The 26169-nt window shown below is 53.2% G+C and carries 18 protein-coding genes and 1 pseudogene; 16 read left to right on the plus strand and 3 right to left on the minus strand.

Annotated elements, in window-relative coordinates; genetic code table 11:
* Nucleotides 1–14: 14 nt before the first annotated feature.
* Nucleotides 15–260, minus strand: a complete 246-nt coding sequence (locus GPK89_RS16755) for a beta-propeller fold lactonase family protein (protein WP_430750602.1) — start codon at nt 258–260, stop codon at nt 15–17.
* A complete protein-coding gene (locus tag GPK89_RS08730; protein WP_215692489.1) occupies nt 160–1896 on the minus strand; it encodes a class I mannose-6-phosphate isomerase in 1737 nt (578 codons plus the stop codon). Before GPK89_RS08730 ends, GPK89_RS16755 begins: the two co-directional genes overlap by 101 nt.
* Nucleotides 1897–2127: 231 nt before the next feature.
* On the opposite strand from GPK89_RS08730, the gene GPK89_RS08735 reads away from it, so the two are divergent.
* From GPK89_RS08735 to GPK89_RS08745, 3 genes and pseudogenes are all read left to right on the plus strand, one after another.
* A complete protein-coding gene (locus GPK89_RS08735; protein WP_215692490.1) occupies nt 2128–2856 on the plus strand; it encodes a GntR family transcriptional regulator in 729 nt (242 codons plus the stop codon).
* Nucleotides 2780–3733 carry an ROK family protein gene (locus tag GPK89_RS08740; protein ID WP_215692491.1) on the plus strand — a complete coding sequence of 318 codons (954 nt, stop codon included), beginning with the start codon at nt 2780–2782 and terminating at the stop codon, nt 3731–3733. Before GPK89_RS08735 ends, GPK89_RS08740 begins: the two co-directional genes overlap by 77 nt.
* Before the next feature lie 15 nt (nt 3734–3748).
* Nucleotides 3749–3898: pseudogene (locus GPK89_RS08745) on the plus strand (IS3 family transposase); the annotation flags it as partial.
* Between the two features lie 101 nt (nt 3899–3999).
* Here GPK89_RS08745 and GPK89_RS08750 read toward each other — a convergent pair.
* A complete protein-coding gene (locus GPK89_RS08750) occupies nt 4000–5070 on the minus strand; it encodes a LacI family DNA-binding transcriptional regulator (RefSeq protein WP_113999103.1) in 1071 nt (356 codons plus the stop codon).
* A gap of 326 nt (nt 5071–5396) precedes the next feature.
* Here GPK89_RS08750 and GPK89_RS08755 point away from each other — a divergent pair, with 326 nt between their 5' ends.
* The 13 genes from GPK89_RS08755 to GPK89_RS08815 all read left to right on the plus strand — a co-directional run bounded on the left by GPK89_RS08755 (nt 5397) and on the right by GPK89_RS08815 (nt 26107).
* Nucleotides 5397–6368 (plus strand): ABC transporter permease, encoded by a 972-nt coding sequence (locus GPK89_RS08755; RefSeq protein ID WP_215692492.1) that lies wholly within the window; start codon nt 5397–5399, stop codon nt 6366–6368.
* An 18-nt stretch (nt 6369–6386) separates the two neighbouring features.
* Nucleotides 6387–7352 (plus strand): carbohydrate ABC transporter permease, encoded by a 966-nt coding sequence (locus GPK89_RS08760; RefSeq protein WP_113999101.1) that lies wholly within the window; start codon nt 6387–6389, stop codon nt 7350–7352.
* 146 nt (nt 7353–7498) lie between these two features.
* Nucleotides 7499–9004: an ABC transporter substrate-binding protein gene (locus GPK89_RS08765; RefSeq protein ID WP_215692493.1), complete on the plus strand. Its 1506-nt coding sequence runs from the start codon at nt 7499–7501 to the stop codon at nt 9002–9004.
* Between the two features lie 104 nt (nt 9005–9108).
* Entirely contained in the window at nt 9109–10098 is a 990-nt protein-coding gene (locus tag GPK89_RS08770) for a glycoside hydrolase family 130 protein (protein ID WP_215692494.1), read from the plus strand.
* A gap of 148 nt (nt 10099–10246) precedes the next feature.
* Nucleotides 10247–13348: an alpha-mannosidase gene (locus tag GPK89_RS08775; protein ID WP_252261586.1), complete on the plus strand. Its 3102-nt coding sequence runs from the start codon at nt 10247–10249 to the stop codon at nt 13346–13348.
* A gap of 77 nt (nt 13349–13425) precedes the next feature.
* A complete protein-coding gene (locus GPK89_RS08780; protein WP_275951429.1) occupies nt 13426–15273 on the plus strand; it encodes a glycoside hydrolase family 20 zincin-like fold domain-containing protein in 1848 nt (615 codons plus the stop codon).
* A 3-nt stretch (nt 15274–15276) separates the two neighbouring features.
* Nucleotides 15277–16554 (plus strand): MFS transporter, encoded by a 1278-nt coding sequence (locus GPK89_RS08785; protein WP_215692496.1) that lies wholly within the window; start codon nt 15277–15279, stop codon nt 16552–16554.
* Nucleotides 16555–16567: 13 nt separating this feature from the next.
* Nucleotides 16568–19168, plus strand: coding sequence for a glycoside hydrolase family 3 C-terminal domain-containing protein (locus GPK89_RS08790; RefSeq protein ID WP_113999096.1), 2601 nt, complete (start codon nt 16568–16570; stop codon nt 19166–19168).
* Nucleotides 19169–19190: 22 nt separating this feature from the next.
* On the plus strand, nt 19191–20135 hold the full coding sequence (locus GPK89_RS08795; protein WP_215692497.1) for an ROK family protein: 945 nt from the start codon (nt 19191–19193) through the stop codon (nt 20133–20135).
* An 11-nt stretch (nt 20136–20146) separates the two neighbouring features.
* Complete coding sequence (locus GPK89_RS08800; protein ID WP_215692498.1) at nt 20147–21820, plus strand: phospho-sugar mutase; 1674 nt, start codon at nt 20147–20149, stop codon at nt 21818–21820.
* 216 nt (nt 21821–22036) lie between these two features.
* The gene (locus tag GPK89_RS08805) at nt 22037–22942 is read left to right on the plus strand and encodes a type I phosphomannose isomerase catalytic subunit (RefSeq protein WP_113999093.1); all 906 of its coding nucleotides are present in this window, start codon (nt 22037–22039) and stop codon (nt 22940–22942) included.
* Between the two features lie 540 nt (nt 22943–23482).
* Nucleotides 23483–23806: an HTH domain-containing protein gene (locus GPK89_RS08810; RefSeq protein ID WP_215692499.1), complete on the plus strand. Its 324-nt coding sequence runs from the start codon at nt 23483–23485 to the stop codon at nt 23804–23806.
* 381 nt (nt 23807–24187) lie between these two features.
* Nucleotides 24188–26107: an ATP-dependent DNA helicase gene (locus tag GPK89_RS08815; RefSeq protein ID WP_215692500.1), complete on the plus strand. Its 1920-nt coding sequence runs from the start codon at nt 24188–24190 to the stop codon at nt 26105–26107.
* Nucleotides 26108–26169: the final 62 nt, after the last annotated feature.

Raw genomic sequence — 26169 nt, forward strand, 5'->3', positions numbered from 1 at the left:
AAATGTCGGCGATTCTACACCGGATGTGCCACAATGCATACCGGTACAGGGCAGGAGATTCCCGCTTTTTCCGGTTCCAGACGTCCCGCCTTTTCATCCCTGCGGAAGCAGGTGATGCAGCCGCTGTCCTGATTGGCAGCCAGCAGCATATAGGATAACTCAGTTGCGAACACAGGCAAGAATGACCTTGACCTCGCTGCCGTCCGGGCTGTAAATTTCATAATCGCCGGCTGCCTGAGGAACAATGCAGGTTTCGGCATAGTGCAGCTCCAGAGGAGGGAACGCATCGCTTTTGCTGCGCAGAACCGCCCGCGTACCATCAACCAGGTTCAGCATATGCACACTGCCGTTGCGATGTACCGGCAGGGCAGAAGATGTTGTAAAGCGGAATGTGTCCAGAAACTCCCGTTCATGCAAGCCGGTGCGCACAACGGTTCCGTTTTCGTCGGAATAAACTTCTGCGACGGCATTGATTAGATTTTTATGAACCCATTCGGTATTGCGATACCACTGGATGTTGGCCGCACCGTGTTCAAGGTGGATGGGACGCGGCTTGCCGTCAAGGTCAACGCGACCCCAGTCCCAGAGCTTGAATGTGAAAATATACGGCGTAGCGCTGATTTCCAGCACCATGGTATCTGCGCCGGAGCAATGTACAGTGCCGGCCGGAATCAGCACATGGTCATGCTTCTTGACAGGAATCTTGTTGACAAATTTTTCTGCAGGGAAAGGCTTGCCGCCGTTCTGGGCTTCCTGCAGGGCGCTGACCATTTCTTCCGGCTTTGTACCGGTTTTAATGCCCAGATAGACGCAAGGGGCTTCGCCGGCAGCATCCAGAAGATAGTAGCTCTCATCCTGTGTATAGTGCATATGGAAATGGCTCTGGATGTATTCGGTCAGGGGATGAACCTGAAGCGAAAGGTTCTGACCGTGCATGGTGTCCAGCATATCAAAACGAATGGGAAATTCCTTGCCGAAGCGCGCATGAACACGGTCGCCCAGAAGCTCACGCGGGTGCGCATAGACAAGGTTGAGCGCCGGTGTTTCCACAACACAGGAACCGAAATCCAACAGCAGGCTGTTTTCTTCCGGAACACCGTCAAAGCTCCATGCATAGTTGCTGCCGTTTTCGGGCAGGTCAAAATGCGTTTTCATCCAGTCGCCGCCCCAGACGCCCGGGTCAAAGTAAGGCACCATGCGGAACGGCTGCGCCGCAGCTTTGGACAGTGCTTCGCGGTAAGCAGCGCCCGGCACAATGGCAGGGTCACCGGCTGATGTGGTATCGAGATAATAGTCAAAAACCGGCAGCAGTTTGTCTTTGATCCGGTCGCCCCAGCGCCATTCGGCAAAATAGCCGCGCTTATATTTCGCGCGCTGCGGCAGGTCATGCATGGCTGTATGCCAGTTGTCCTGCCCTTTGCGGAAACGGAGCTGAATTTCCCACCGCGTAATGTCCGCATAGATGGTGATGTCTGCACGTTCCACAAGAGAGGCACCGACACCGTAAACCAGTACCAGACCATCCGTTACGGCATCAATTTTTCCCCGGGCGGCACACAGTGCTTCTTCCGGGTAAAAATTTTTCATCTGCCAGGTGGTCATGATGCCGAACACAGGGTCGTCCGTCAGTTCGTGTTCGATTTTTGCATCCAGCTCAGCGGGTTGGATTGCCAGATCATCTGCATGAATGATAAGTCCAGCGTGCGGGAACAGCGCAAGGATCTCCGCTTGATCGGTACCGGGGTAGCATTCAACCGTCACAACGGTTTTGCTGCTGCCTGCACACAGGGCGTGCAGTTCCTGTTTTACGGCATCGGTTCCCCGTGCAGCATGGTCGGCGGCGCCGGCCTGTATGGTGGGGAAGCGCCGGTAAGGGTAAGTAGAGGGATTCGGCATAAAAGGCACCTGCTTTCGGATATTTTGTACGATATAATCAACATACACGGAAGCGGGATAAATGTCAATACATTTCTGAATAAAATTAAATTAGTAATTACATCTTTACAAATTGCCGCCTGCATGGTATACTTGATTCAGAAGTGGTGTGCGGTATAAATCTGCGCTGTGACAATGTTTTTGTGCGGAGAACACCGGACACGGCACATCAGCAGGGAGGTTGGATATAGTATGCCGCAGCCGCGATATCTTCAGATTGTACAGCAGTTGAGGGATCGGATACAGAACGGGGAATACCCGCCGAACACCCGCATTCCCACAGAAAACGAGCTATCTGTTTCTATGGGGGTAAGCCGCCCCACGGTGCGTCAGGCGCTGAACCTGCTTGAACAGGAAGGACGCCTGACAAGGGTCAAGGGCAGCGGCACCTATGTGACAGAACCAAAAATACAGCACGAATCCACGCGGTTCTTGATCGGCTATCAGGAAGAAAGCCGGGAACGGCACAACCACCTGCACACCAGCGTGCTGGCACTGCAAAAAGAAAAACCGGGCAAGCTTGCCGCCAAAGCACTGGGTCTTGCCGAGGGGGAACGCGTGACCCGGATGGTTCGGCTGCGCTGGCTGGAAGGTATGTATAACGGTTGCCCCATTGTGTATACAACGGTGTATGTGCCGGTACGCCTTTTCCCGGAAATGGAAGAACAAAACTTTACGGATGCATCCTTTTACGAAATGCTGGACAGTCGCGGGCTGACCGTCATGCGAACCTCTCAGCGACTGGATGTGCGTATGCCCCCGGCAGAGGTCGCGGCAGAGCTTAAACTGTCGCCTTTTGAACCGACAGTCTATATTGTCTCGACCGGCTATAGCCAGAACGGTATTGCGGTGGAATACAGCGAAAGCTATTATCCGGCAAGCCGGAGCAGTTTTAATATTGAAATCAACCGGGGGAGATAAAATGCAGGAAGTGTATCTGTGTCTGGATGTGGGCGGTACGGAAATCAAGGCTGCGCCTCTGGATAAAAGAGGAAATTTTCTGGCACCTGTCCGCCATTTCCCGGCAATGGCCGGCGCGGACAGGCAAACGTTGCTTGAAAACTTTGGTTGGATTTTTAGCAGTATCTGCCCGGAAAATGCTGTTCCCATTGAAATTGATCTTGCGTTTCCGGGACCGTTTGACTATAAAAACGGCATCTGCCTTTTACAAGGACTGGACAAATACGATGCACTGTACGGCTGCAATCTGCGCCGAGCATTCTCCGAAATCAGCGGCTTGCCGGAGCAAAGGATTCAATTTATCAATGATGCAGCGGCCTTTGCGTTGGGGGAAATGACCTTTGGTCAGGCGACGCAAGCCGGGCGAGCTCTGTTTGTAGCAGTGGGAACCGGCTGCGGCAGTGCATTTGGGGTGAACGGATTTCTGGCTGAAGAAGGTACACCCGGTGTGCCGCCAAACGGATATTTTTATAATGCACCGTTTCGGGACAGCTGCGTAGACGACTATATTTCCCGGCGGGGGCTGGAAAAGCTGTCCGGCGAGATGCTGGGTGTGCCGCTGGATGGTCGTGCGCTTGCTGAACGCATCGCCGCCGGGGACGAACGGGCCAAAGCCTGTTTCCGGTGCTTTGGTGAACAGCTGTGCGATGCATTGCAGCCGCAGATCGAAGCATTCTGTCCGGACACGCTCTGCATGGGGGGACAGATTATGGAAAGCGCGGCATTATTTCTGCACCCGTTGGAAAAACTTTGTACAAACAAGAAGATTACTTTATATATTACACAGGATACTTCTCTGCGGACTATGCAGGGGCTGACAAGAGCTGCCAGCCGGTAGGCATATATCAATCTGCTTATATATCTGGAAAAATTTCAGTCCATGGAGCACTTCAAACAGGAACTCGTCGAATATCTGGATTACTACAACAACCGCAGAATCAGAGCAAAACGAAAGGGCTTGCCGCCTGCAATTCACAGACAACAAGCCCTTTCGGCTACTTGAACAATTTTTACTTCAAAATATGGCCCTGACTTTTTGGGATCACCTCAAAACCGCGGATGTCCTGCTATTTATTTGGTGAAAAAACCATGTAGCTGATTGCTTTATAGAATAGACTCGTCAGGATTTGAAGCTTTTGGATCGGATGCCAGCACGCCGCGGTAAAGCACTTCGGAAGAAACGTAACTGACTTCGGGCGCCGCTTTCGGGTGTTCTATCACAAAAAGAATCTTGGCGGCCAAGCGAGAACCGATGGTTTTCGGCTTTACATCGACTGTTGTAATACGGTCGGCAACGTTCAAATATTCGCTGTTGTTGTCAAAGCCCGTCAGTACGATACGTCCTTCAGGGTCTATCCCTTTTTCTTCAAGATAACGCTGGATGAAATGAGCAATATAGTCGCTGGCACAGACGATACCGTCCGGCATGGTTGGCAAAAAGTCCAGAAAGTGACTGATTTCCTCATAATGGGTACGAAGACCCAATGACCCGGTAAGGTAAAGACTGGGGTTTGGAATGATCCCATGCTCATGCAGCGCATCCAGAAATCCCTCGTAGCGTTCTTTGTTTGTCTGGGCATATTCTACATCGCCTATGAAACTGAGCTTTCGGCATCCATGACGGAGCAGATTGCTTGTAATCTGCCGGATAAGGTCGCGACCCTCAATAATGAGCAGATCCCCATGTAACTGGTTATAGGGGACAGAAGGAACCGTGTCCAGAAAAACCTTTGGTATAGGTAAAGAGGATAACAGCCGCAGCAAGGGCGCAGAGTACGTGTTCAGTACAATGACACCATCTACTGTACCGTTTGTCAAAGGCTCCGGCAACACATAGCCCGCTTTGTAATTTGTGGGAAGATATGTGTACATGAGGTTGACATTATGCTCGGAAAGATCTTTGGCAATCTGATGGATAATCTGCATCCAGAAAAGAGAGGACTCCGGTCGGCACACGGCTACCGCTACGGTGCGTGTGTGGGGAGGCAGTTGAGCAGAGACGGTCGCAGTGGTATCCTGAGAGGGAGTGTGGAAATAGCCCATCTCGGTGGCTTTTTGATGGATTTGGGCACGCATAGAATCCGAAACGCCGGGACGGTTGCTTAGCGCTTTCCATACGGTGATTCTGGAAACAGAAAGAGCATCAGCAATATCCTGCATGGTTGGTTTGCTCATGAAAGAAAGCCTCCGTTTTTTGAGTTTATAGTAAGTATAGCAAAATCATAAGAGAAAAGCAACACGAAAAGTTAACTTTTGCTAATGTTTGATGTTGAAAATGTTGGCCATCTTGCACAAAAAAACAATGCGAAAACCGTTGATATGCACGAATACAATGAAACGGTGCGCGATTTGTGCAAAATGACGATTGACAGGTACAAAAGTAAATGTTAATATTTGACTAACAAATGGCAACGAATGCTAACTATGGAGTTAACGCTTAGTTAGCACGAAATGCTGGCGGCTGTTAACACTTGGCTCGCCAAAAGAAAGGGGCACATTCTATGAAAAAGGATAAGCCGGCAGTTTCAACTTCAACGAAGCCACGCCGCAAACGTTGGACGAGTGATGACACGGAGCTGACACTGCTGGGGCTTCCGGCAGCCATCTGGTATGCGGTCTTTTGCTACCTGCCTATGTTCGGTCTGATTATTGCGTTCAAGAATTTCAAGATCACTCCGGGAAGGGGTTTCCTTTACAGCTTATTTCACAGTGACTGGGCAGGATTTGATAACTTCAAATTCTTTCTTACCAGCAACACCTTTACCATGCTGCTGCGCAATACGCTGTTATATAACATCTTATTTATCGTATTGAACATTGTAATTCCGGTTACATTGGCTGTGCTGATTAACCAGATTTACAGCCGAATCGCTTCTAAAGCATACCAGACCATGATGTTCTTCCCGTACTTCCTTTCGTGGGTTGTTGTCAGCTACTTTGTCTACGCCTTCCTGAACCCCGACAAGGGCTTGATGAACACTGTCATACAGTTTTTCGGCGGCGATAAAATCATGTGGTATTCTCAGCCAAAATGGTGGCCGCTGATTTTGACTTTCATGCAGGTCTGGAAATCCATGGGCTATAATATGGTTGTCTACCTTGCAAGTATTACCGGCATTGACAGTACGCTGTACGAGGCGGCAACGCTGGACGGCGCGACCAAGTGGCAGCAGACCAAATATATTACACTGCCGGCACTGAAACCCATCATCGTTATGATGTTCATTCTGAATGTCGGCCACATCTTCTATTCCGATTTCGGCTTGTTCTATCAGGTTACGCAGGGTGTTCCCAACTCACTGTACAACGTTGCCAGCACATTTGACACCTATGTCTACCAGGCTTTGCAGAGCAATGTGACAATCGGCAGAACTGCTGCCGCAGGTTTGTTCCAGGCTGCATGCTGCTGCGCGACCGTTCTGGTTGCCAACTTCATCGTTTCCAAGATTGATGAAGAAAGCGCGATTATTTGATGAAGGGAGAACACACAAATGACTCTGGCAGAAAAGCATAAGATAAAGGCCGAAGAAAAAAAGCTGGAAAAAGAGGAAGCTCGTGCGGCGTTCCGCTTAAACCAGATTAAGCCGACAACGAATGCCTGCTTTAACATTCTGTTTGTACTGCTTTCCTTCGTCTGTCTGTTTCCGGTGTTCTACGTCTTTATGATTTCCGTTTCCTCCACGGATTCTATCACAAAGTACGGGTACAGGCTTTTCCCGGATACATATTCCACGGCGGCGTACACGTTCCTTTGGAATGAACGCGGAACGATTTTTAATTCACTCATAATTTCCGTGGTGGTCACGGTTATGGGTACGGTGCTGGGTGTGCTGCTGACCACAATGATTGGCTATGTGCTTTCCCGCCCGAACTATAAACTCAAAGGCTTCTTCACTTGGATGGTGTTCATCCCGATGATTTTCAATGGCGGCATGGTTGCAAACTATGTGGTTGTTGCCAATATGCTGCGTTTGAACAACACCATCTGGTGTCTGATTCTGCCGCTGGCGATGAGCAGCTTCAATGTTATTATCTGCAAGACCTTCTTCCGAACAACGGTACCGGATTCCATCATTGAGTCGGCAAAGATTGACGGCGCATCCCAGATGAAAATTTTCTGGCGTATCGTGGTGCCCATCTCCAAGCCTGTTTTTGCCACAATTGCGCTGTTTTTGACCTTCGGCTACTGGAATGACTGGTTCCAGTCCGCCCTGTATATTTCGGATTCCAAGCTGGTATCCTTGCAGGCACTGCTGAACAACATGATGAAGAACCTGGAGTACATCGCCAATAACCCCAGCGCAGGTCTGAGTCTGCAGCAGTACCGTAACTCGATGCCGTCCGAATCCGTTCGTATGGCAATCGCAATCATTATCGTCATTCCCATTGCGTGCGCGTATCCGTTCTTCCAGAAGTACTTTATTTCCGGTCTGACGGTTGGTGCGGTTAAGGGCTAAGAGAAAGACTCTGAAAAAGAAAAACACTGTATAAGAACATCGATGCTAACAAATAAACCCATTCAATTTTCCCACCACATTTGGTTCTGTTCCCCTATAAGGGGAATGAAGATACACAACTTTACACAAGCAAAGGAGAAAAACAGATGAAAAAGTTCAACAAAGTGCTTGCGCTGGGCATGGCCGGTTCCATGGCCCTCAGCATGGCAGCCTGCGGCGGCAGTTCCTCTTCTGCCTCCACCGGCACCGATGGCAGCAGCACCTCTACGGCTGCTCCTACGGCTGCTCCCTCCAAGGACGTCGTCACCCTGAAATGGGTGGCCGTTGGTTCTGGCATGCCTTCTAACTACGATGCATGGCTGGCACAGATTAACCCGTATCTGGAAGATAAGATCGGCGTCAACATCGACATGGAGGTTATCTCCTGGGGCGACTGGGACACCCGCCGCAATGTTATTGTGAACACCAGCGGTGAATACGACATCCTGTTCACCAACGTCAACACCTATAACAACGACGTCAATACCGGTGCTTTCCTGGATATCACCGATATGCTCAAGGAAGCGGCTCCTGAACTGTACGCTTCCGTTCCGGAAGATTATTGGAAAGCCTGCGAAGTGGGCGGACGTGTTTATGGTGTGCCTACCTACAAGGATTCTTCTCAGAGCGAGTACGTTGTCTGGGATAAGGCAAAGATCGAGGCTGCCGGCTATGACTATACCAAGGAGCTGGGCATCACCGACCTGGATGAACTGACTGCGCCCCTGAAGGCTATCAAGGACACTGACGGCGAGGCTTCCTTCCCTCTGAACAAAAACGGCGGCGGCTACCAGTCCTATATGTATGACCAGCTTGGCGCCGGTCTGTATCCCCTGGGTGTGCGCTATGATGACAGCGAGGGTAAGGTTGTTGCTACTGTTGAGCAGGATGACGTCAAGCAGATTCTGAAAACCTTCCATGAGTGGTACAACGAAGGTATCATCAACTCTGACGCTGCAACCCGTCCCGAAGATGCAAACTACAAGGCTTGCTCCATTGCACAGGGCTGGTCCGGTGCGGCAATCACTTCCTGGGGTCCGCAGCTCGGCGTTGAGTGCGTTGCCCAGAAGTGGGGTCCGACCATCGTTTCCAATGAAACTGTCCGCGGCTCTCTGAACTGCATCTCCGCTAACTGCGCCAACCCCGAAAAAGCACTGCAATTCCTGCAGCTGGTAAACACCGACACCTACGTCCGTGACCTGTTCTACTACGGCGTTCAGGGCGACAACTGGGATTACACCGATGACAGCAAAACCTTCGTCCATAAGAACAACGCGGATTGGTCTATGGCAGGTTACACCCAGGGCAGCTTCTTCGCTATCACCCCGACCGACGATTTCGATTTCAACCAGTTCGACGAAGTTAAAGAGCTGAACGAAAAGGCTGAGCCTTCTGTCCTGCTTGGTTTCACTCTCGACACCACCCCCATCGCTGATGAACTGGCAAACTGCATCCAGATTGCAGAGCGTTACAAGGGCGAGCTGCTGACCGGTACGGCTGATCCCGAAGTTATGGTTCCCCAGATGATGCAAGAACTGCGCGCTGCCGGCTTTGACAAGATCGTTGCTGAGGCACAGAGCCAGGTTGACGCTTTCATGGCTACCAATAAGTAATCTTTAAAAATCCAAATACTATCCCTGCAGGCAGGGAAACCTTCGGGAGCGGGACGCTGAGTTCCCGCTCCCGATTTATTTTAAGTACACAAGGAGAATCAAGTATGGCTAAAATCATCGGCAGCGCACTGCCCAATATTCCGTGGCAGGAACCGCCTGCAAACACCCGCACCCCTTTCTGGCGCTATGATGCAAACCCCATCATCGGTCGTGACGGCAACGCACGCTCCAACAGCGTATTCAACAGCGCTGTTGTGCCGTTCGAGGATGGCTTTGCCGGAGTGTTCCGCTGTGACAGCCTGTCCATCAGCATGGACATTTTCGCGGGCTTCAGCAAGGACGGTCTGCACTGGGATATTGAGGATACCCCGATTCATCTGGTAGGGGATGACCCGGAAGTCACAACCCGTGAATGCCGCTATGACCCCCGTGTATGCTATATGGACGGCAAATACTATGTGACCTGGTGCAACGGCTACCACGGACCCACCATCGGCATTGCATGGACGGATGACTTCAAGACATTCCACCAGTTGGAAAATGCCTTCCTGCCGTACAACCGTAACGGTGTCCTTTTCCCGCGCAAGATTCAGGGGCGCTACATGATGATGAGCCGCCCGAGCGATACCGGGCATACCCCCTTCGGCGATATTTTTGTCAGCCAGAGCGAAGATATGATTTACTGGGGACGCCACCGCTTTATGATGGGTGCTGTAAAAGGCGATGAATCTGCATGGCAGAGCATGAAAATTGGCCCCGGCCCCATCCCCATTGAAACCGATGAGGGCTGGCTGCTGATTTACCATGGTGTTATCAACACCTGCAACGGCTATGTATACCGCATTGGTGCTGCTCTGCTGGATATTGACGAGCCGTGGAAGGTAAAATACCGCGGCAAGGATTACCTGCTGGCTCCTCATGAGCTGTATGAGTGTGTAGGCGACGTGCCGAACGTGACCTTCCCCTGCGCCACCTTGACGGATGCCGCGACCGGTCGTATTGCGATGTACTACGGCTGTGCCGATACCGTGACCGGTCTGGCGTTCACCACGGTGGATCGTGTATTGGACTATATCAAGAAGAACTCTTTCTGATGTTAAAGGGGCAAAGAGATGCCACAGGATAACATTTTGCTGATACCACGATTTCGGTGTAGATACGTTCCACTAACGCAAACAAAAATGCAAAAAACAGCCAGCTTTGAATTGCTGGAAGCCTCGTTATGAGGGAAAGGAAAGACCTATGCGCACCATTGATTTTCTTGACAAGCGCGTCACAGGTATCTGCAATGAGCTGAAAAAGCTTTCTGTAAAACAGAAGTTTGAAACGAGCGACTGGCTCATAAAGCCGGGCAACTTCCTGCGCCCGGAAGATGCCGATGCAGACCCTGCACCGTTTGAACCCTTTGACAGCCGCACCATGCATTGGTACGGACCGGACAAGCATTACTGGTTCCGCGCGGATGTGGCTGTGCCGCAGGAAATGGACGGAAAACCGCTGTGGATGCACGTCTGCACCCAGATTGATGAGTGGGACGATGCCAAAAACCCGCAGTTCCTGCTGTTTGTGGACGGCAAGGTGACACAGGGCGTGGATATGAACCACCGCGACATCCTGCTGGACCGCTGCGCCAAGGGCGGTCAAAAGTACCGTCTGGAATTGCAGTCCTACACCGGAACCCTGCATACCGAATTCAACCTGATTGTAGACCTGCGGGAAATCGACCCCGAAATTGAGGGTCTTTACTACGATATGGTTGTGCCGCTGGAGGCTTTTCCCCGGTTGGAAGAGGACGGCAAAGCCCGCCGCGATCTGGAAAACGTGCTGAACGAGGCTGTCAATCTGATCGACCTGCGCACACCTTATAACGAGAGCTTCTATCAAAGCATTGCTGCTGCCCGCCGGTATCTGGCAAAAGCACTTTATACCGACCTTGCCGGTCATGAGGAAGTCATTGCAAGCTGCATTGGTCACACGCACATTGACGTGGCGTGGTGGTGGACTGTGGCACAGACCCGGGAAAAGGTCTGCCGCAGCTTTGCAACTGTGCTGAAACTGATGGATGAATACCCTGATTATAAATTTATGTCCAGCCAGCCGCAGCTGTATTACTTCCTGAAGCAGCGCTACCCCGAACTGTATGAGCAGATCAAACAGCGCGTGGCAGAGGGACGCTGGGAACCGGAAGGCGGCATGTGGGTTGAGGCGGACTGCAACCTGACCAGCGGAGAAAGTCTGGTGCGCCAGTTCCTGTACGGCAAGCGTTTCTTCAAGGAAGAGTTCGGTGTGGACAACCGCATCCTCTGGCTGCCGGACGTATTCGGCTATTCGGGCGCACTGCCGCAGATTATGGCAAAGTGCGGTATTGATTATTTCATGACCACAAAACTGGCATGGAACCAGTTCAACAAAATGCCTTACGACACCTTCAAGTGGCGGGGCATTGACGGCACCGAAATCCTGACCCACCTTGTCACAACGCTGGGGGTCGGTCAGAGCGAGAATGACTTCTTCACGACTTACAACGGCATCCTGCATCCCGATGCGCTGATCGGCGGCTGGCACCGCTACCAGCAGAAGGACATCAACAATGATATCCTGATTTCCTACGGTTACGGTGACGGCGGCGGCGGTCCGACCCGCGCCATGCTGGAAACCTCCACCCGTATGGAAAAGGGCATCGAGGGACTGCCCAAAGTGCGTCAGGCATTTGCACGCACCTACTTTGATGAGCTGGCTGAGCGTGTGAAGGACAACCGCCGCCTGCCCACATGGGAAGGTGAACTCTACTTTGAGTATCACCGCGGCACATACACCTCCATGGCGCGCAACAAGCGTTCCAACCGTAAGATTGAGCTGCACATGATGGACTTGGAACTGCTCAGCCTGCTGGCACAAGCCAAGGTCGCATACCCAGAGGCAGAAATCGACAAGCTGTGGCATGGAATCCTCATCAATCAGTTCCATGATATTCTGCCCGGTTCCTCCATCCACGAAGTATACGAAGTCACCAAAAAAGAGTATGCCGAGATGGAAGCCGAAATCACGGCACTGCGCGAGGAGCGCCTGGATGCACTGACCCCCGCCGGGGAAGGCGTTACCGTGTACAACACTACCGGCTTTGTCCGCAGCGATGTGGTTGAACTGGGTGATTGCAAGGCAGAGGCTTTGCAGGACGAAGCCGGCAATGTCTATCCCGTACAAAAAACAGCCGATGGTGCCGTGGCGTTCCTGAACAACCTGCCTGCCAAGGGCAGCAAAACGTTTGCGGTCGTACCGGCACAGGTTTCGGCTGCGCCTTTTGAAATTGCGACCGATGGACATAAGATTGACACCCCGTTCTATACTGTCACCTTTGATGAACACGGTCAGATGACCGGCATCTTTGACAAAGAGAACCGCCGCGAAGTGCTCAAGCCCGGTCAGGCAGGCAACCTCTTCCGCGTATATGAGGATAAGCCCATCTATTATGACAACTGGGATATCGATATTTTCTATACCGAAAAGTTCTGGGATGTCACCGACCTGCAGGACTTCACATGGACGGAGAACGGTCCCGTGCGCGCCACACTGCACATCGAACGCAATTACAGCAACTCCACCCTGGTGCAGGATATCCATTTCTATGCAAAGCAGCGCCGGATTGAGTTTGTTACAACCGTGGACTGGCACGAACACCAGAGCCTGCTGAAGGTTCACTTCCCGGTAAATGTCCATACTGACGAAGCTACGTTTGAAATCCAGTACGGCAACCTGACCCGCAAGACGCACGCCAACACCAGCTGGGATCGCGCACGCTTTGAAAGCTGCGGTCAGAAGTGGATGGACCTGAGCGAAGGACATTACGGCGTCAGTATGCTGAACGACTGCAAGTACGGTCATTCCGTCAAGGATTCTGTGATTGGGCTGACCCTGATTAAGTCCGGCATTGAGCCGAATCCTACCACGGATCAGGAAGTTCACCATTTCACATATGCCATTTATCCGCACGCCGAAAAATGGCAGGCAGCCGGCACGGTGCCGCAGGCGTTCTTCCTGAACCAGCCCGCGTTGGCTGTGCAGGGCGGAAAGCCGGGCGAAAGCTTCAGCCTTGCCGGACTGGATGCACCCAATGTGGTGCTGGAAACCATCAAACGCGCCGAGGATGGCGATGGTGCCATTGTGCGTATGTATGAGTGCGAGAACAGCCTGACAAATGTCACCCTGGACTGGAACCTTCCCTTCCATGCGGCAGAAAGCTGCAACTGTCTGGAACAGCCCGACGGCGAGCCGGTTGAAGTCAAAGACGGCAAGATTACCTTTACGGTAAAGCCGTATGAAATCAAGACAATTCGTATCCGTTAAATAACAAAGTCCGAACATTCTGCACGGGCGGTTGGCAATGCGCCCGCCGCCCGTGCCTTTTTTTGGAGGAAATGATGATGGAGTTTATTCCGAATCCACATAAGATCGAACACCCTGCAGGGGTTCATATGCTGGACAATCAGAGCCGAATCACCCTGTGGCAGACCGAACCCGCCGCGTTGCTTTATGCACAGATGCTGCAGGGCTGCCTGCGGGAGTACGCCGGGCTGGAAGTGCCGTTCACCCGCGGTAAGCCCCGGGCAGGTGACGCCGTACTTACGGTGGATACCGCCCTGCCGCAAAACCGTTACACGCTGAGCATTATGCCGGAATGCATCACGCTGAAAGCCGGCAGCGATGAAGCACTCTGCAACGGTGTGCAGACACTGTGCCAGTATATTGAACAGCACGGAGCCGTACTGCCCGCACTGGAAATTGAGGACTGGCCCGATCTTGCCAACAGAGGCTATTATCAGGACTGCTCCCGCGGACGTGTCCCGAAGCTGGACTACCTGAAACAGGTGGCAGATATTCTCTGCCGCTACAAGATCAACCAATGGCAGCTTTATATTGAGCACACCTATCTTTTCCGTGACCTGAGCGAAGCATGGCGTGAGGATACGCCGCTGACCGCGCAGGAGATTATGGAACTGGATGATTACTGCGCAGCCCGGCACATTGAACTCGTTCCTTCCTTGTCTACCTTCGGGCATATGTACCGTATTCTCAGCACAAAAACCTGTTGCGACCTCTGCGAGCTGCCTGACTCGGAAAAGATTCCGTTCAGTTATACCTATGCAGGGAATCACCATACCCTGAACGTATCCAATCCCGATGCGCTGGGGTTTGTAAAAGGGCTGATTGACGAATACCGCCCGCTTTTCCGCAGCAGCAAATTCAATATCTGTGATGACGAAACGTTCGATTTGGGCAAGGGGCGCAGCAAGGCACTCGCCGAGGAGCAGAGCGAGCGCAGCCTGTATCTCAGCCATGTGAAGGCGCTGTGCGAATATCTTGTTGCGCAGGGGGTAACACCGCAGTTCTGGGGGGACATCATGTGGCGCTTCCCGGAAAGCTGTGCCGAGCTGCCCAAGGAAACCATCTGCCTGAACTGGGGCTATCTGCCGCATCAGCGGGAAAATGAGATTCGGGATATTGCCGCCAGCGGGATTACACAGTATGCCTGCCCCGGCGTTTGTGGCTGGAACCGTTGGATGCCTCTGATGTACAATTCTTACCTGAATATCCGTACCATGTGCCACCATGCACACAAGTACAACGCTATTGGCCTTTTGAACACTGACTGGGGCGATTATGGTCATGTCAATGACCCGCGCCTGACGATTCCGGGCGTCCTGTACGGTGCAGCGTTCGGTTGGAATGCAGAGCCTGTGGAATTTGACGAGCTGAATGAAGCGGTTTCCCGCCTGTATTACGGCGATGCCACCGGGCAGTTTGCCGGTCTGATGGCAAAACTGCAGGACTATGAAGTTTTTGACTGGCGGAATACCGTCAACTGGATAGAATGTGATGAGAAAACCCGCGCCGAGATCCTTTCCGAGGTGGACTTTACAAGGATTGACGATGCCAACCGCGCCGTAGAAAAGGCAAAGGCAGATATCCTTGCAGCCGCGGTAAACCTTCCTGCCGGCAAAAAGCAGATTGTACAGGTACTCTGCCAGACGGCAGACATCATTGTGCTGTGGAACCGTATTGGCGCATGGCTCAATGCAGGCTGCCCGCACGGCCCCGAAGCAGATGCCATGGCAGCTGCGCTGGAACACTGGCTGCAGCGCTACCGTGCGCAGTGGCGTCAGGTCAGCAAAGAAAGCAGCCTGTCGGTTCTGACAAACCTAATCTGCCGTTACGCGGATCTTCTCCGCGGACGCGCTTACGGAACCGTGGAGGCGCCTGCCGGGAGGTAAGCCATGGGCTGGCTTTATCAGCTGTTTTTTCCTGCGCATACACCGACCGAAAATGAACTGGAAATGGGTCGCTACCGGATTATTGCCGAAGGCGCAGTGGCCGGCGTGATTTATGCCGTTGCCACCGGCAACTTTCTGGCCGGGTATTTGAGCAGCCTTGGGGCGTCCGTATCCTTATGCGCCGCAGCGGCCATGATACCGTCTTTCGGGTGCGTACTGCAGTTTTTCTCGCCCTTTGTGTTTGAACGGATGCACCACCGCAAACTGGCTATATGGCTTATGTGCGTGGTGTTCAGGCTTTCCATCAGCAGCATTCTGCTGGTACCGCTGGCTCTGCCGGACCCCGGTCATGCCCGCGCTGTGGTGCTGGTGCTTTATACCATCGGCTTTTTCTCTGCGGGGCTTGTTACGCCGGGGCTGGAACACATGGTTTTGGGCATCGCCCCCCAAGGCGGGCGCGGTCAGTTCTACGCCGTCAAGAGCATTATCGGAACCTGCGTTTCCAGCGCGGCAACACTTGCACTTGGTCGCGTACTGGATTATTATCTGGAACAGGGGCAGGGCTATACCGGCTTTCTTATCATCGGTATTGTCAGCCTGTCGCTTACTGTGGTGGATGCCGTTCTGCTTGCTTCGGTAAGAGAGAACCCGGTAAAATTCACCTCCAAAATGCGCCCGGCGGATATTCTGCGCCCAGTGCGCGACCCTGCTTACCGTCCATTGCTTTTTTACTGCATCATCGGCGGGCTGACTGGCGGCTTTGCTTCTCCGTTCCTTTCCGTGTATGAGCTGCGGGTGCTGGGGCTCAGCCACACCTTCATCACATCGGTGGGTGTCGTGTCCGCTGTTGTGGGCATGGCAGGCAGCTGGGTGTGGGGGCGGCTGGCCGACCGCACTGCGTGGAACTGCGTTATTTGGCTTACTGCATTCCTGAATCTTTCCTGCACGCTGGGCTGGTCCTTTGTGCGCCCTTCCTTTGCACATTTGGTTGCGCCGGTTCTGATTGTCGTTGCGGCGGGCTGTGCAGGCGGCGCATCACTGGCAAGCACAAACCTGCAATTTGCATTGAGTCCTGAAAGCGGCAAAACCGCTTACTTTGGCGTAACGGCTGCCATGAGCAGCATTGCCACCTGCACATCGGCCGCAGTGGGAACCGCCATCCAGCCCATGCTGGAAAAATCTATGGGGGACAGCTCAATTTCGCTGCTGTTTTTTGTGGCAGGCATCGGCGGTTTTGCCAACCTGATTATAAATGGGCGAAAATTGCCCTCTGTAACATAAAGGGAGAAAAAAGATGTACCCATACCAGAACCCGGATCTTTCGACAGAAGAGCGCATTAGCGACCTGATGAGCCGGATGACCCTTGAAGAAAAGATCCTGCAGACAGATCAGTATTATTCCGGCGATTTTACAACGCAGGACGAAAACGGCAAGGTTACAGCCGTGGATATGCAGCGGTTTGATGCACTGATGCAGCACAATAGTGTCGGCAGTGTGCAACTGCGCGGTATGACTGCTGCCCAAGCCAATGTTGTGCAGCGGTATGCCATAGAAAACACACGTCTTGGCATCCCATACCTTTTTAGCGAGGAAGCACTGCATGGGCTGATGACAAACAACGCAACCAGTTTTCCGCAGCAAATTGGTCTGGCGGCAAGCTTTGAGCCTGAACTCGGGCGCGAGATGGGACACGCCATTGCGGCAGAGTCCCGGGCTTGCGGGATTCACGAAACATACAGCCCCGTCATGGATCTGATTCGTGATCCACGGTATGGTCGCGCGGAAGAATCCTATGGTGAGGACACATACCTTTGTGCTGAGTTTGCACGCGAAACCGTATTGGGTATGCAGGGGACAGACCTGACGACACCGGACACCGTGGCTGCCGAACCCAAGCACTACGTCGGCTACGGCAACCCTGTGGGGGGACTGAACTGCGCCCCCTGCACCATGGGTCGGCACGATGTATTCAGCGACTGTCTGCCTGTCTTTGAAGCGGCTTTTGCAGACGGCAAAGCGTGCGACGCTATGTGCAGCTACAACTCCATCGACAGTATTCCGGTATCCATGGACCATGAGCTTTTAACGGATGTCCTGCGCGGGCAGTTTGGTATGCCGGGGTTTGTCCGCAGCGACCTGACGGCGGTTTCCCGCCTGTATGACTGGCACTTTATTGCCGAAACGCCGGAGGAGGCCATCCGCCTTGGGCTGGAAGCCGGCGTGGACTTGCAGCTTTACGACTTTCCGCATGATGTCTGGCAGAAAGCGATTGCCCACCTGATTGAAAGCGGTTCCATGAAGATGTCGGTGCTGGATACGGCGTGTCGGCGTGTGCTGCGTATGAAATTTGCACTGGGGTTGTTTGAAAATCCTTATACGGATGAAAAACGCGCCGATAAAATCCTGCGCTGCCCGGAACACCTGACCACCGCGGAAAAAATAGCGGAAAAATCCATCGTATTGCTCAAGAATGACGGCTTGCTGCCGATCAGAAAAGACCTGCGCAGCGTGGCAGTCATCGGTCCGGCAGCTGATACGGTTTCTTATGGCGACTATACCGAAACACGCGGCCGTAAAGGCGGGGTTTCTGTGCTGGACGGAATCCGTGCTGCAGTCAGCCCTGAAACCGAGGTGCTGTATGAGCGCGGCTGCAACTTTTTGGGGCAGGCGCTGCACCCGTTTGATCCGTCCATGCTGCGCGATGAAAACGGCGAATCCGGGCTGACAGGTCACTATTATAACGGACCTGTGCCGCAGGGCGAACCGGTGCAGGTTCGCACGGATCGCACCGTCAACTTCAACTGGATTTTCGCACTGCCGCATCCTGCCCTGGATGCCAACTGTTTCAGCGTTGTCTGGACGGGTTCTGTGGTTATGCCCCGCACAATGGATGGCTGCATCGGGCTGAGTACGCAGGATAGTATGCGCCTGTACGTGGATGACAAACTGCTGATTGATGGCTGGGGCAAGGATAAGAGCGCTGACCAGGCATTGGATTTCCACTTTGAAGCCGGACGCACTTATAAAATCCGCATTGAGTTTGTCAACGACCGGCGGGGCGCCCGCGTGATTTTCGGGTACAGCGCCGGGCGGGAAAATTTCCCCGCAGCAGTGGAAGCCGCACGCAAAGCGGATGTCGCCATCCTTTGCATGGGCGACAACGAGGAGACCAGCGGCGAGAACTTTGACCGCACCGACCTGAACCTGCCCGGCAGACAGCTTGAGCTGGTACAGGCTGTTTATGCAACCGGAACCCCTGTGGTGCTGGTGCTGCAAAGCGGACGCCCCGTTACGGCGAATTGGGAAAACGATCATCTGCCTGCCATTCTGGAGGCGTGGTTCCCCGGTGAGCAGGGCGGCACCGCTATTGCAAAAACACTGTTTGGCGATGCAGCCCCGGGTGGACGGCTTCCCATCACATTCCCGCGCAGTGTCGGGCAGATTCCCTGCCATTACAGCCGGCGACCCGGCGGCGGAAAACGCTATGTGGAGATGGACTGGCTGCCGCTGTATCCGTTTGGCTACGGTCTGACCTACACAACATTTGCTTACCGCGATATGGCCCTGAGCCGCAGCGTGATCGACCCGCAGGACACGGTCACTGTCAGTGTCACGGTCACCAATACCGGCAAGTACACCGGCGATGCCGTGCCGCAGCTGTATGTGCGGGATATGTTCAGCTCCGTCGTAAAGCCGGAGCGCCAGCTGGCAGCTTTCCGCCGTCTGACGCTTGCGCCCGGTGAAAGCCGTCGGGTGGAACTGACTGTCGGACCAAAGCAGCTGCGTACCCTTGGTCCTGATTATGTATGGCGGGTAGAACCCGGAAAATTTGAACTCCAGCTTGGCGACAATGCAGAGAATATTCTGCTGCGCGCCGACCTGACCGTAGAGTAAAGCAAGGAAGGAGAAACGGCGTATGTTGTATCTGGGCGTAGATCTTGGCGGCACAAACATCAAGGCCGCACTTGTGAACAGCGAGGGTGAAATTCTGTGCGAAGCCAACACCCCCACAAACCTGCCGCGCCCGGCGGAAGCTGTCTGCGATGACATTGCAGCGCTGTGCCTGCAGCTGGCGGAGGGAAAGGACGTTGCAGGTGTTGGTGTCGGATGCCCGGGAACTGTGGACGGCGGAACGGTGCTGTATTCCAACAACCTAGATTGGCATGATTTTGCAATGGAGGAATATCTGGCGCAAAAGACAGGTCTGCCGGTTGCCGTTGGTAATGATGCAAATGTTGCTGCATTGGGCGAGGCTCTTGCGGGCTGCGCTAAAGGCGCACAGAGTACGGTTGTCGTTACTCTGGGTACCGGCGTTGGCGCAGGAGTTGTACTGGACGGAAAACTGCTGACAGGCTACACCGGCGCCGCCTCCGAAGCCGGACACATGGTGATTCTTGATACAGCAGACGCCCCGCGCTGCACCTGCGGACGTCATGGATGCCTTGAGGCACTGGCCAGTGCCACCGCACTGATCCGCATGACAAAAGAAGCACGGCTTGCCCACCCGGAAAGTGCGCTGAACGTGCTGGCCGCAAAGCCGGAAGACGTGAACGGTCGCACGGCATTTGATGCCGCTGCGCAGGGGGATGCCGCCGCACAGCAGGTTGTGGATACCTACATTCATTATCTTGCGGTAGGCATTGCCAACCTGATCAACATCTTCTTCCCGGAAGTTATCGGGCTGTCCGGCGGTGTGGCCAACCAGGGTGAAAACCTGCTGAAGCCGCTGCGTGCCGCCGTGGAACCCATGGTGTTCGGACACGATTTTGCAAAAAAACATACCCGCATTACGACCTGCACACTGGGCTACCGCGCAGGGGTCATCGGTGCAGCCCTGCTGGCCAAAAGCCGCATGGAATGAGGAAAATTAAGATGGACATCAAAAAAGAATATGAGCGATGGCTTGCTAATGCAACGGCAGATGCCGATGTTGCCGCCGAACTGAAAACGCTGGACGATGCCAAAATCGAGGATGCCTTCTACCGTGACCTTGCCTTTGGCACGGGTGGTCTGCGCGGCGTGATTGGTGCGGGCACCAACCGCATGAACATTTACACGGTAGCAAAAGCGTCGCAGGGATTGGCTGACTATCTGAAGAAAAACTTTGCAGAACCTTCTGTGGCAATCGGCTATGACAGCCGCATCAAGAGCGACGTGTTCGCAAAAGTTGCCGCTGGTGTGTTTGCAGCAAATGGAGTGAAAGTCAATATCTGGCCTGTTCTGATGCCTGTTCCTACAGTGTCCTTTGCGACCCGTTATCTGCATACCTCTGCGGGTGTCATGGTCACCGCTTCCCACAACCCCGGCAAATACAACGGCTACAAGGTTTACGGCGCAGATGGCTGCCAGATTACCACTGAGGCTGCTGCGGAGATTCTTGCCGAAATCGAGAAGCTGGACATTTTTGCAGACGTCAAGACTAGCGATTTTGAAGCAGGTGTTACAAGCGGCAACATCCAGTACATCCCGGACGAAGTCTATACCGCATTTGTGAATGAGGTCAAGAATCAGTCTGTCCTGTTTGGCGAAGAAGTCAATAAGGATGTGGCTATTGTTTACAGCCCGCTGAACGGCACCGGCCTGAAGCCTGTGACCCGCACACTGAAGGAGATGGGCTACACCAACATCACCGTGGTCAAGGAGCAGGAGCAGCCGGACGGGAACTTCCCGACTTGCCCGTACCCGAATCCGGAGATTAAAGAAGCTATGGCACTGGGCATGGAGTATGCCAAAAAGTGCAATGCGGATTTACTGCTTGCCACCGACCCGGACTGCGATCGTGTGGGCATTGCAGTCAAGAACAAGGCGGGTAAATATGAACTGCTGACCGGAAACCAGACAGGTATGCTGTTACTGGATTATATTTGCTGCCAGCGTGTGAAACACGGCAAGATGCCCGCCGACCCGGTCATGGTTAAGACCATCGTGACGATGGATATGGGGGAACAGATTGCCACCCATTATGGTTTGCGGACAATCAATGTGCTGACGGGATTCAAGTTTATCGGTGAGCAGATTGGCAAGCTGGAAAAGCAGGGCAGGGCAGACAGCTATGTGTTCGGCTTTGAGGAAAGCTACGGCTACCTGACCGGCTCCTACGTCCGCGATAAGGACGGCGTGGACGGTGCTTACATGATCTGCGAGATGTTCAGCTACTACGCCACCAAGGGCATCAGCCTGCTGGATAAGCTGGACGAGCTGTACAAGACCTATGGCTACTGCCTGAACACCCTGCACAGCTACGAGTTCGACGGCAGCGCCGGTTTTGCCAAGATGCAGAGCATTATGCAGGCATTCCGCGGCAATATCAAAGCGTTTGGCGGTAAGAAGGTTGTAAAGCTGCTGGATTATGCTTATGGCCTGGACGGGCTGCCCAAGTCTGAAGTGCTGAAGTTCCTGCTGGAAGATAACTGCTCTATTGTCGTGCGTCCCTCCGGCACGGAGCCGAAACTGAAAATTTACATTTCTGTCAGTGCCGAAAACAGAGAAGCTGCTGAAAAGGTCGAATGTGAAATTGTGAAAGACGCCGAGAAGTGGTTTGCTTAAAGTGAAGATTTTAGCGCCCTGTGCTGAGCGCCATAACCTATTTTGGTGCAGCTGCGACCGCACGGGGCATCGGCGGCATAGCCGAGGCTGGAATGCGGTGTTTCTACTCTGGCTGGGCATGACACAGTCAGCGTTTATTGTGTGCTATTTTTTGCGAGAACAGGAAACAGAAGATGCCTGAGTAAAAAATGAAATTTTGAGGTAAAGGAGATCCATATGAATATACTGAAATTGACTCCCAGCTGCAAGGATTACCTGTGGGGCGGCAGCCGCCTGCGCAGTGACTTTGGCATCAAGAGCGATCTGAACCCGCTGGCCGAGGCGTGGGTGCTTTCCTGCCACCCGGACGGTCCCAGCTATCTGGCGGACGGCACAACGCTGGCGGACTATGTGACCGCCCACCCGGGCTGCCTTGGCACCGACTGCGAGAAGTTTGAACAGTTCCCAATCCTGACAAAGTTCATTGACGCAAAGAACAATCTGTCCATTCAGGTACACCCCTCCAACGAGTACGCGCTGAAAAACGAGCATCAGTACGGCAAGACCGAAATGTGGTATGTGCTGGACTGTGAGCCGGGTGCCTTCCTGTACTATGGCTTTGACCATGAAATCTCCAAGGCGGAGTTTGAGGAGCGCATCAAGAATAACACCCTGACCGAGGTGTTGAACGCCGTGCCGGTGCACAAGGGTGACTGCTTCTTTATTCCGGCCGGCACGCTGCACGCCATTTGCAAGGGCATTGTCATTGCCGAGGTACAGCAGAACTCCAACGTGACCTACCGTGTGTACGATTACGGCCGTGTGGGGGCGGACGGCAAGCCCCGCGCCCTGCACGTGGAGAAGGCGTTGGACGTGACCCTGCGCACCCCGCCTGTCAAGCATGACTTCGGCAGCCATCTGGCGCAGGGTGAATATTTCACCGTGGATGCCAAGAACGGCGCGTTTGAGGACACAGCGGACGAGAAGAGCTTTGTTTCGCTGCTCGTCACAGACGGCGAGGGTGAGCTGACCTGCGGTGGTGAGACCGTGGTCGTCAAGAAAGGCGACAGCTTCTTCCTGCCCGCAGGCAGCGGCAGCTATGCCGTGCGCGGTACCTGTCAGACCTTGGTGACAAGGGTGTGAAGTAAGACTATTCGCTTGGCAGCGAACATCGGGATAGAAAAACACCGCAACTTAGAAATCAATCTGTGCTGGATACGCAAGCAAAACAGATGAAAAAAGTTTATAAAAGCAAGATGGTAAGGATACACATAATAATAGGTGAAGTAATATAAGGCAATACCGCATAATTCTAAGTACCGATACGGCGAGCAAGGTGCGGCAGCCGCCGGAACGGTGCTTAAGCCGTCAGGCGGGAATTGTGCGGTATTGCTATAAATTTTATGCTGTACCTGATACATTGCAAACAGCAGAAAAACTAGTACAGAGATATTTCATTGAAGAACTTACACTGAATCTTTCTGTATGAGACAGGAACTTTTCTGCTATTGGCATATAGTCGGAATAAAAAACTTCTAATGCAAAACACCGCTGATTCCTTTACTGAAATCGGCGGTGTTTTTTTAACTTCAAAAATTCACAAAAAGTTCAAATAATTAGTGCAAGGTTTTTGCACTAATTACATTTAAGATGGGGTTTAGAGAAATGAGAGGAGGTGATGGAGTGTCTGACGTCGAAATACGCCGCAATGAAATTATTGAGCTTTTATATACATATAAAAAATATAGCATCGATGATTTTGCGAAACGGTTCGGCGTTTCTCGCCGCACAATCAATTATGATATTGTTTACCTTATGGACTTTTACGAAATTGACACGAAGCCCGGTCCGCATGGAGGAATTTCTCTTATAGACCGCAGACCCAATTCTCATACAGCATACTTAAAACCGATAGAAATTGAGTGGCTTCGCAGGAAGTACAATGAGGCAGAAACAGAAGAAGATCGTATGGCGGCACACTCCATTCTCCGACGCTTTTCTCTTTAGCGGATATAGTCCGTTCCCCAGCACCTTGACAACTGAATACCCAGCATAACAGGTACGTTCCTTTTCCGGCAGACCCGATGGGCGGTTTGGCAAAACCATATGTTGCCAAGGAAAAGGCTATAATGATACACCTGCAGCCTCCCGCGTCAGAGGGGGTGACCGAGCCGGAGTTGTAAGCAGTAAGACTCCGGCAAAGTCAGTGAACGGCCATTGCCAGTGGCCTGCCTGTTGTGTTCCCGGTGTCAGGGGTGCGGGCGGCAAATGTGGCACAGTTTCTTAACTATCTACTTTTGCCGTTTAGGGCAAATCGTGGGCAGCAGGACCCCAAGCGCCTGCTGCCCATCATTTTGCTTTAAACGGGATGGAAAACAGGGGTGTAAAATGCAAACCTATCCAACGGGCTATGCGGAATCCCACCACATAGCCGAACAGATTTTCCGGGAGATTTTACCCCGGCACGGCATGGCGGTGCGCGAGGAACAAATCGCGCTTTGCCATGAAGTTTTAGATACCTTATATAATAAGGAAATTTCCCTGTGCGAAGCAGGCGTGGGTACCGGCAAGACGCTGGCCTACCTCGTGGGCTGTATTCTTTGGCAGATGAACCGTCCCGAACGGATGAAACTGCCTATCGTTATCTCCACTTCCAGCGTTGCCTTGCAGGACGCTATCCTTACTGAGTATCTGCCCGACCTGTCCGCTGTCTTGCTGGACGAAGGTATCATTACAGCACCCATCACAGCCGTTGTCCGCAAGGGCAAAGAACGCTTTGTCTGCGATGCCCGCCTTGCCGAAAGAGCATCGCTGGTGCAGCCAAGCAGAAAACGGCAGACCAACAGCCTGAACATTGCTGCGCACATTTTGGACATGGATCATATCCCGGAACTTTCCCGGTATGACCGCTGCCGAATTTGTGTGCCGCAGTCCTGCCCGCGAGATTGCTTTATGCGCTTGGATTGCCGCTACCAGCAGTATCTGCGGGATTCCATGAAACCCGACATCCAAATTTGCAATCACAATTATTTGCTGGCAGACGCATCGCACCGACTTGAAGATAGGCCGCTGCTCCTGCGCAGCTATCAGGCGCTGGTGGTGGACGAGGCACACAAACTGCCCGATGCCGCCCGTCAGATGTACACGGAAACACTATCCTCGCGCGCCATGGATGAATTGTGCCTTTTATTACAACAGGCGCACTACAAGGATTTTGCCAGACAGCTGCGGACGACGTTCCTTACGCTGTCGTTCTCCTGCACGCAGGGGTTTTCCAAGCTGCGAAGAAAAGTGAGCGAACCGTTCGTGCTTACACCGTTCCGCCGCGCTGCTCTCATCGACTGTATAGCACTGTTGCAAAATGCTGGCGGATTGCCGGATGTGCCGCGATACCTGCTGAACAGGCTGGGAGAAGCAGAAAGCCTCCTGCGCCTTTTTCTTTTGGAGGTGCCGACGCGCATCTTATACATCGACTACGATGCCGATGGCCAGCCCACATTCTGCGCAGCCAGCAACCGCGTACCGCAGCTGCTCCGCAGCGCCCTGTGGAACACACGCGAACCCGCGATTCTGACCTCCGGCACGCTGGCTGCAGCCGGAGATTTCAGCCACACCGAACAGCTTTTGGGGCTGACAACCTACCGGCCGTTGCGCCACTTCCGCGCGGATTCTCCGTTTAACTACAAGAAAAAATGTCTGTTATACTTTCCGCCGCGCACAAAAACGCGAATGGACAACCGCCGAATGGCAGAAGAAATCGTTCGGTTGGTTGGTGCCTGTCACGGTCATGCGCTGGTGCTGTTCACAGCGTACCGCCAGATGGCGGAAGTCCGCGCGCTGACGGACGGTCAGTGGCAATACCCGACCTATCAGGCATGGCGCAACGGCGGCAAAATCATCCAGAAGTTCAAGCAATCCGGCAACGGCGTTCTGTTTGCGGCAGGCTCCTGCTGGGAGGGCATCGACTTTCCCGGTGACATGGTGTCTTTGCTGATCATCGCCAAGCTGCCGTTTCCGATACCCGAACCGGTCAGCAACTACGAACGCCGGCAGTACCCGAATCTGCGCGACTACATAAACGCCGAAATTATCCCCGAAATGCAGAAAAAACTGCGGCAGGGCTTTGGTCGTGCCATCCGTACCGAGCAGGACTCCTGCGTGGTGGCGATTCTGGACGAACGTGCGGGCATCGGCGGCAAGTACCATGATGCCGCGCTGGCAGCGCTGCCGACCTGCCCAATCATCGAGAAAATTGAAGATGTGCAGCAATTCATCCGGGAGCAGAAGCGCCCGGATTACTTTTTGTGAAAAGAGGAACCTGAGATGTACCTTATGCGAAACCACGATGTCTGGATTTATGTGCGCTGCGC

It is taken from the genome of Gemmiger formicilis, assembly GCF_018784445.1.
GTDB lineage: Bacteria > Bacillota > Clostridia > Oscillospirales > Ruminococcaceae > Gemmiger.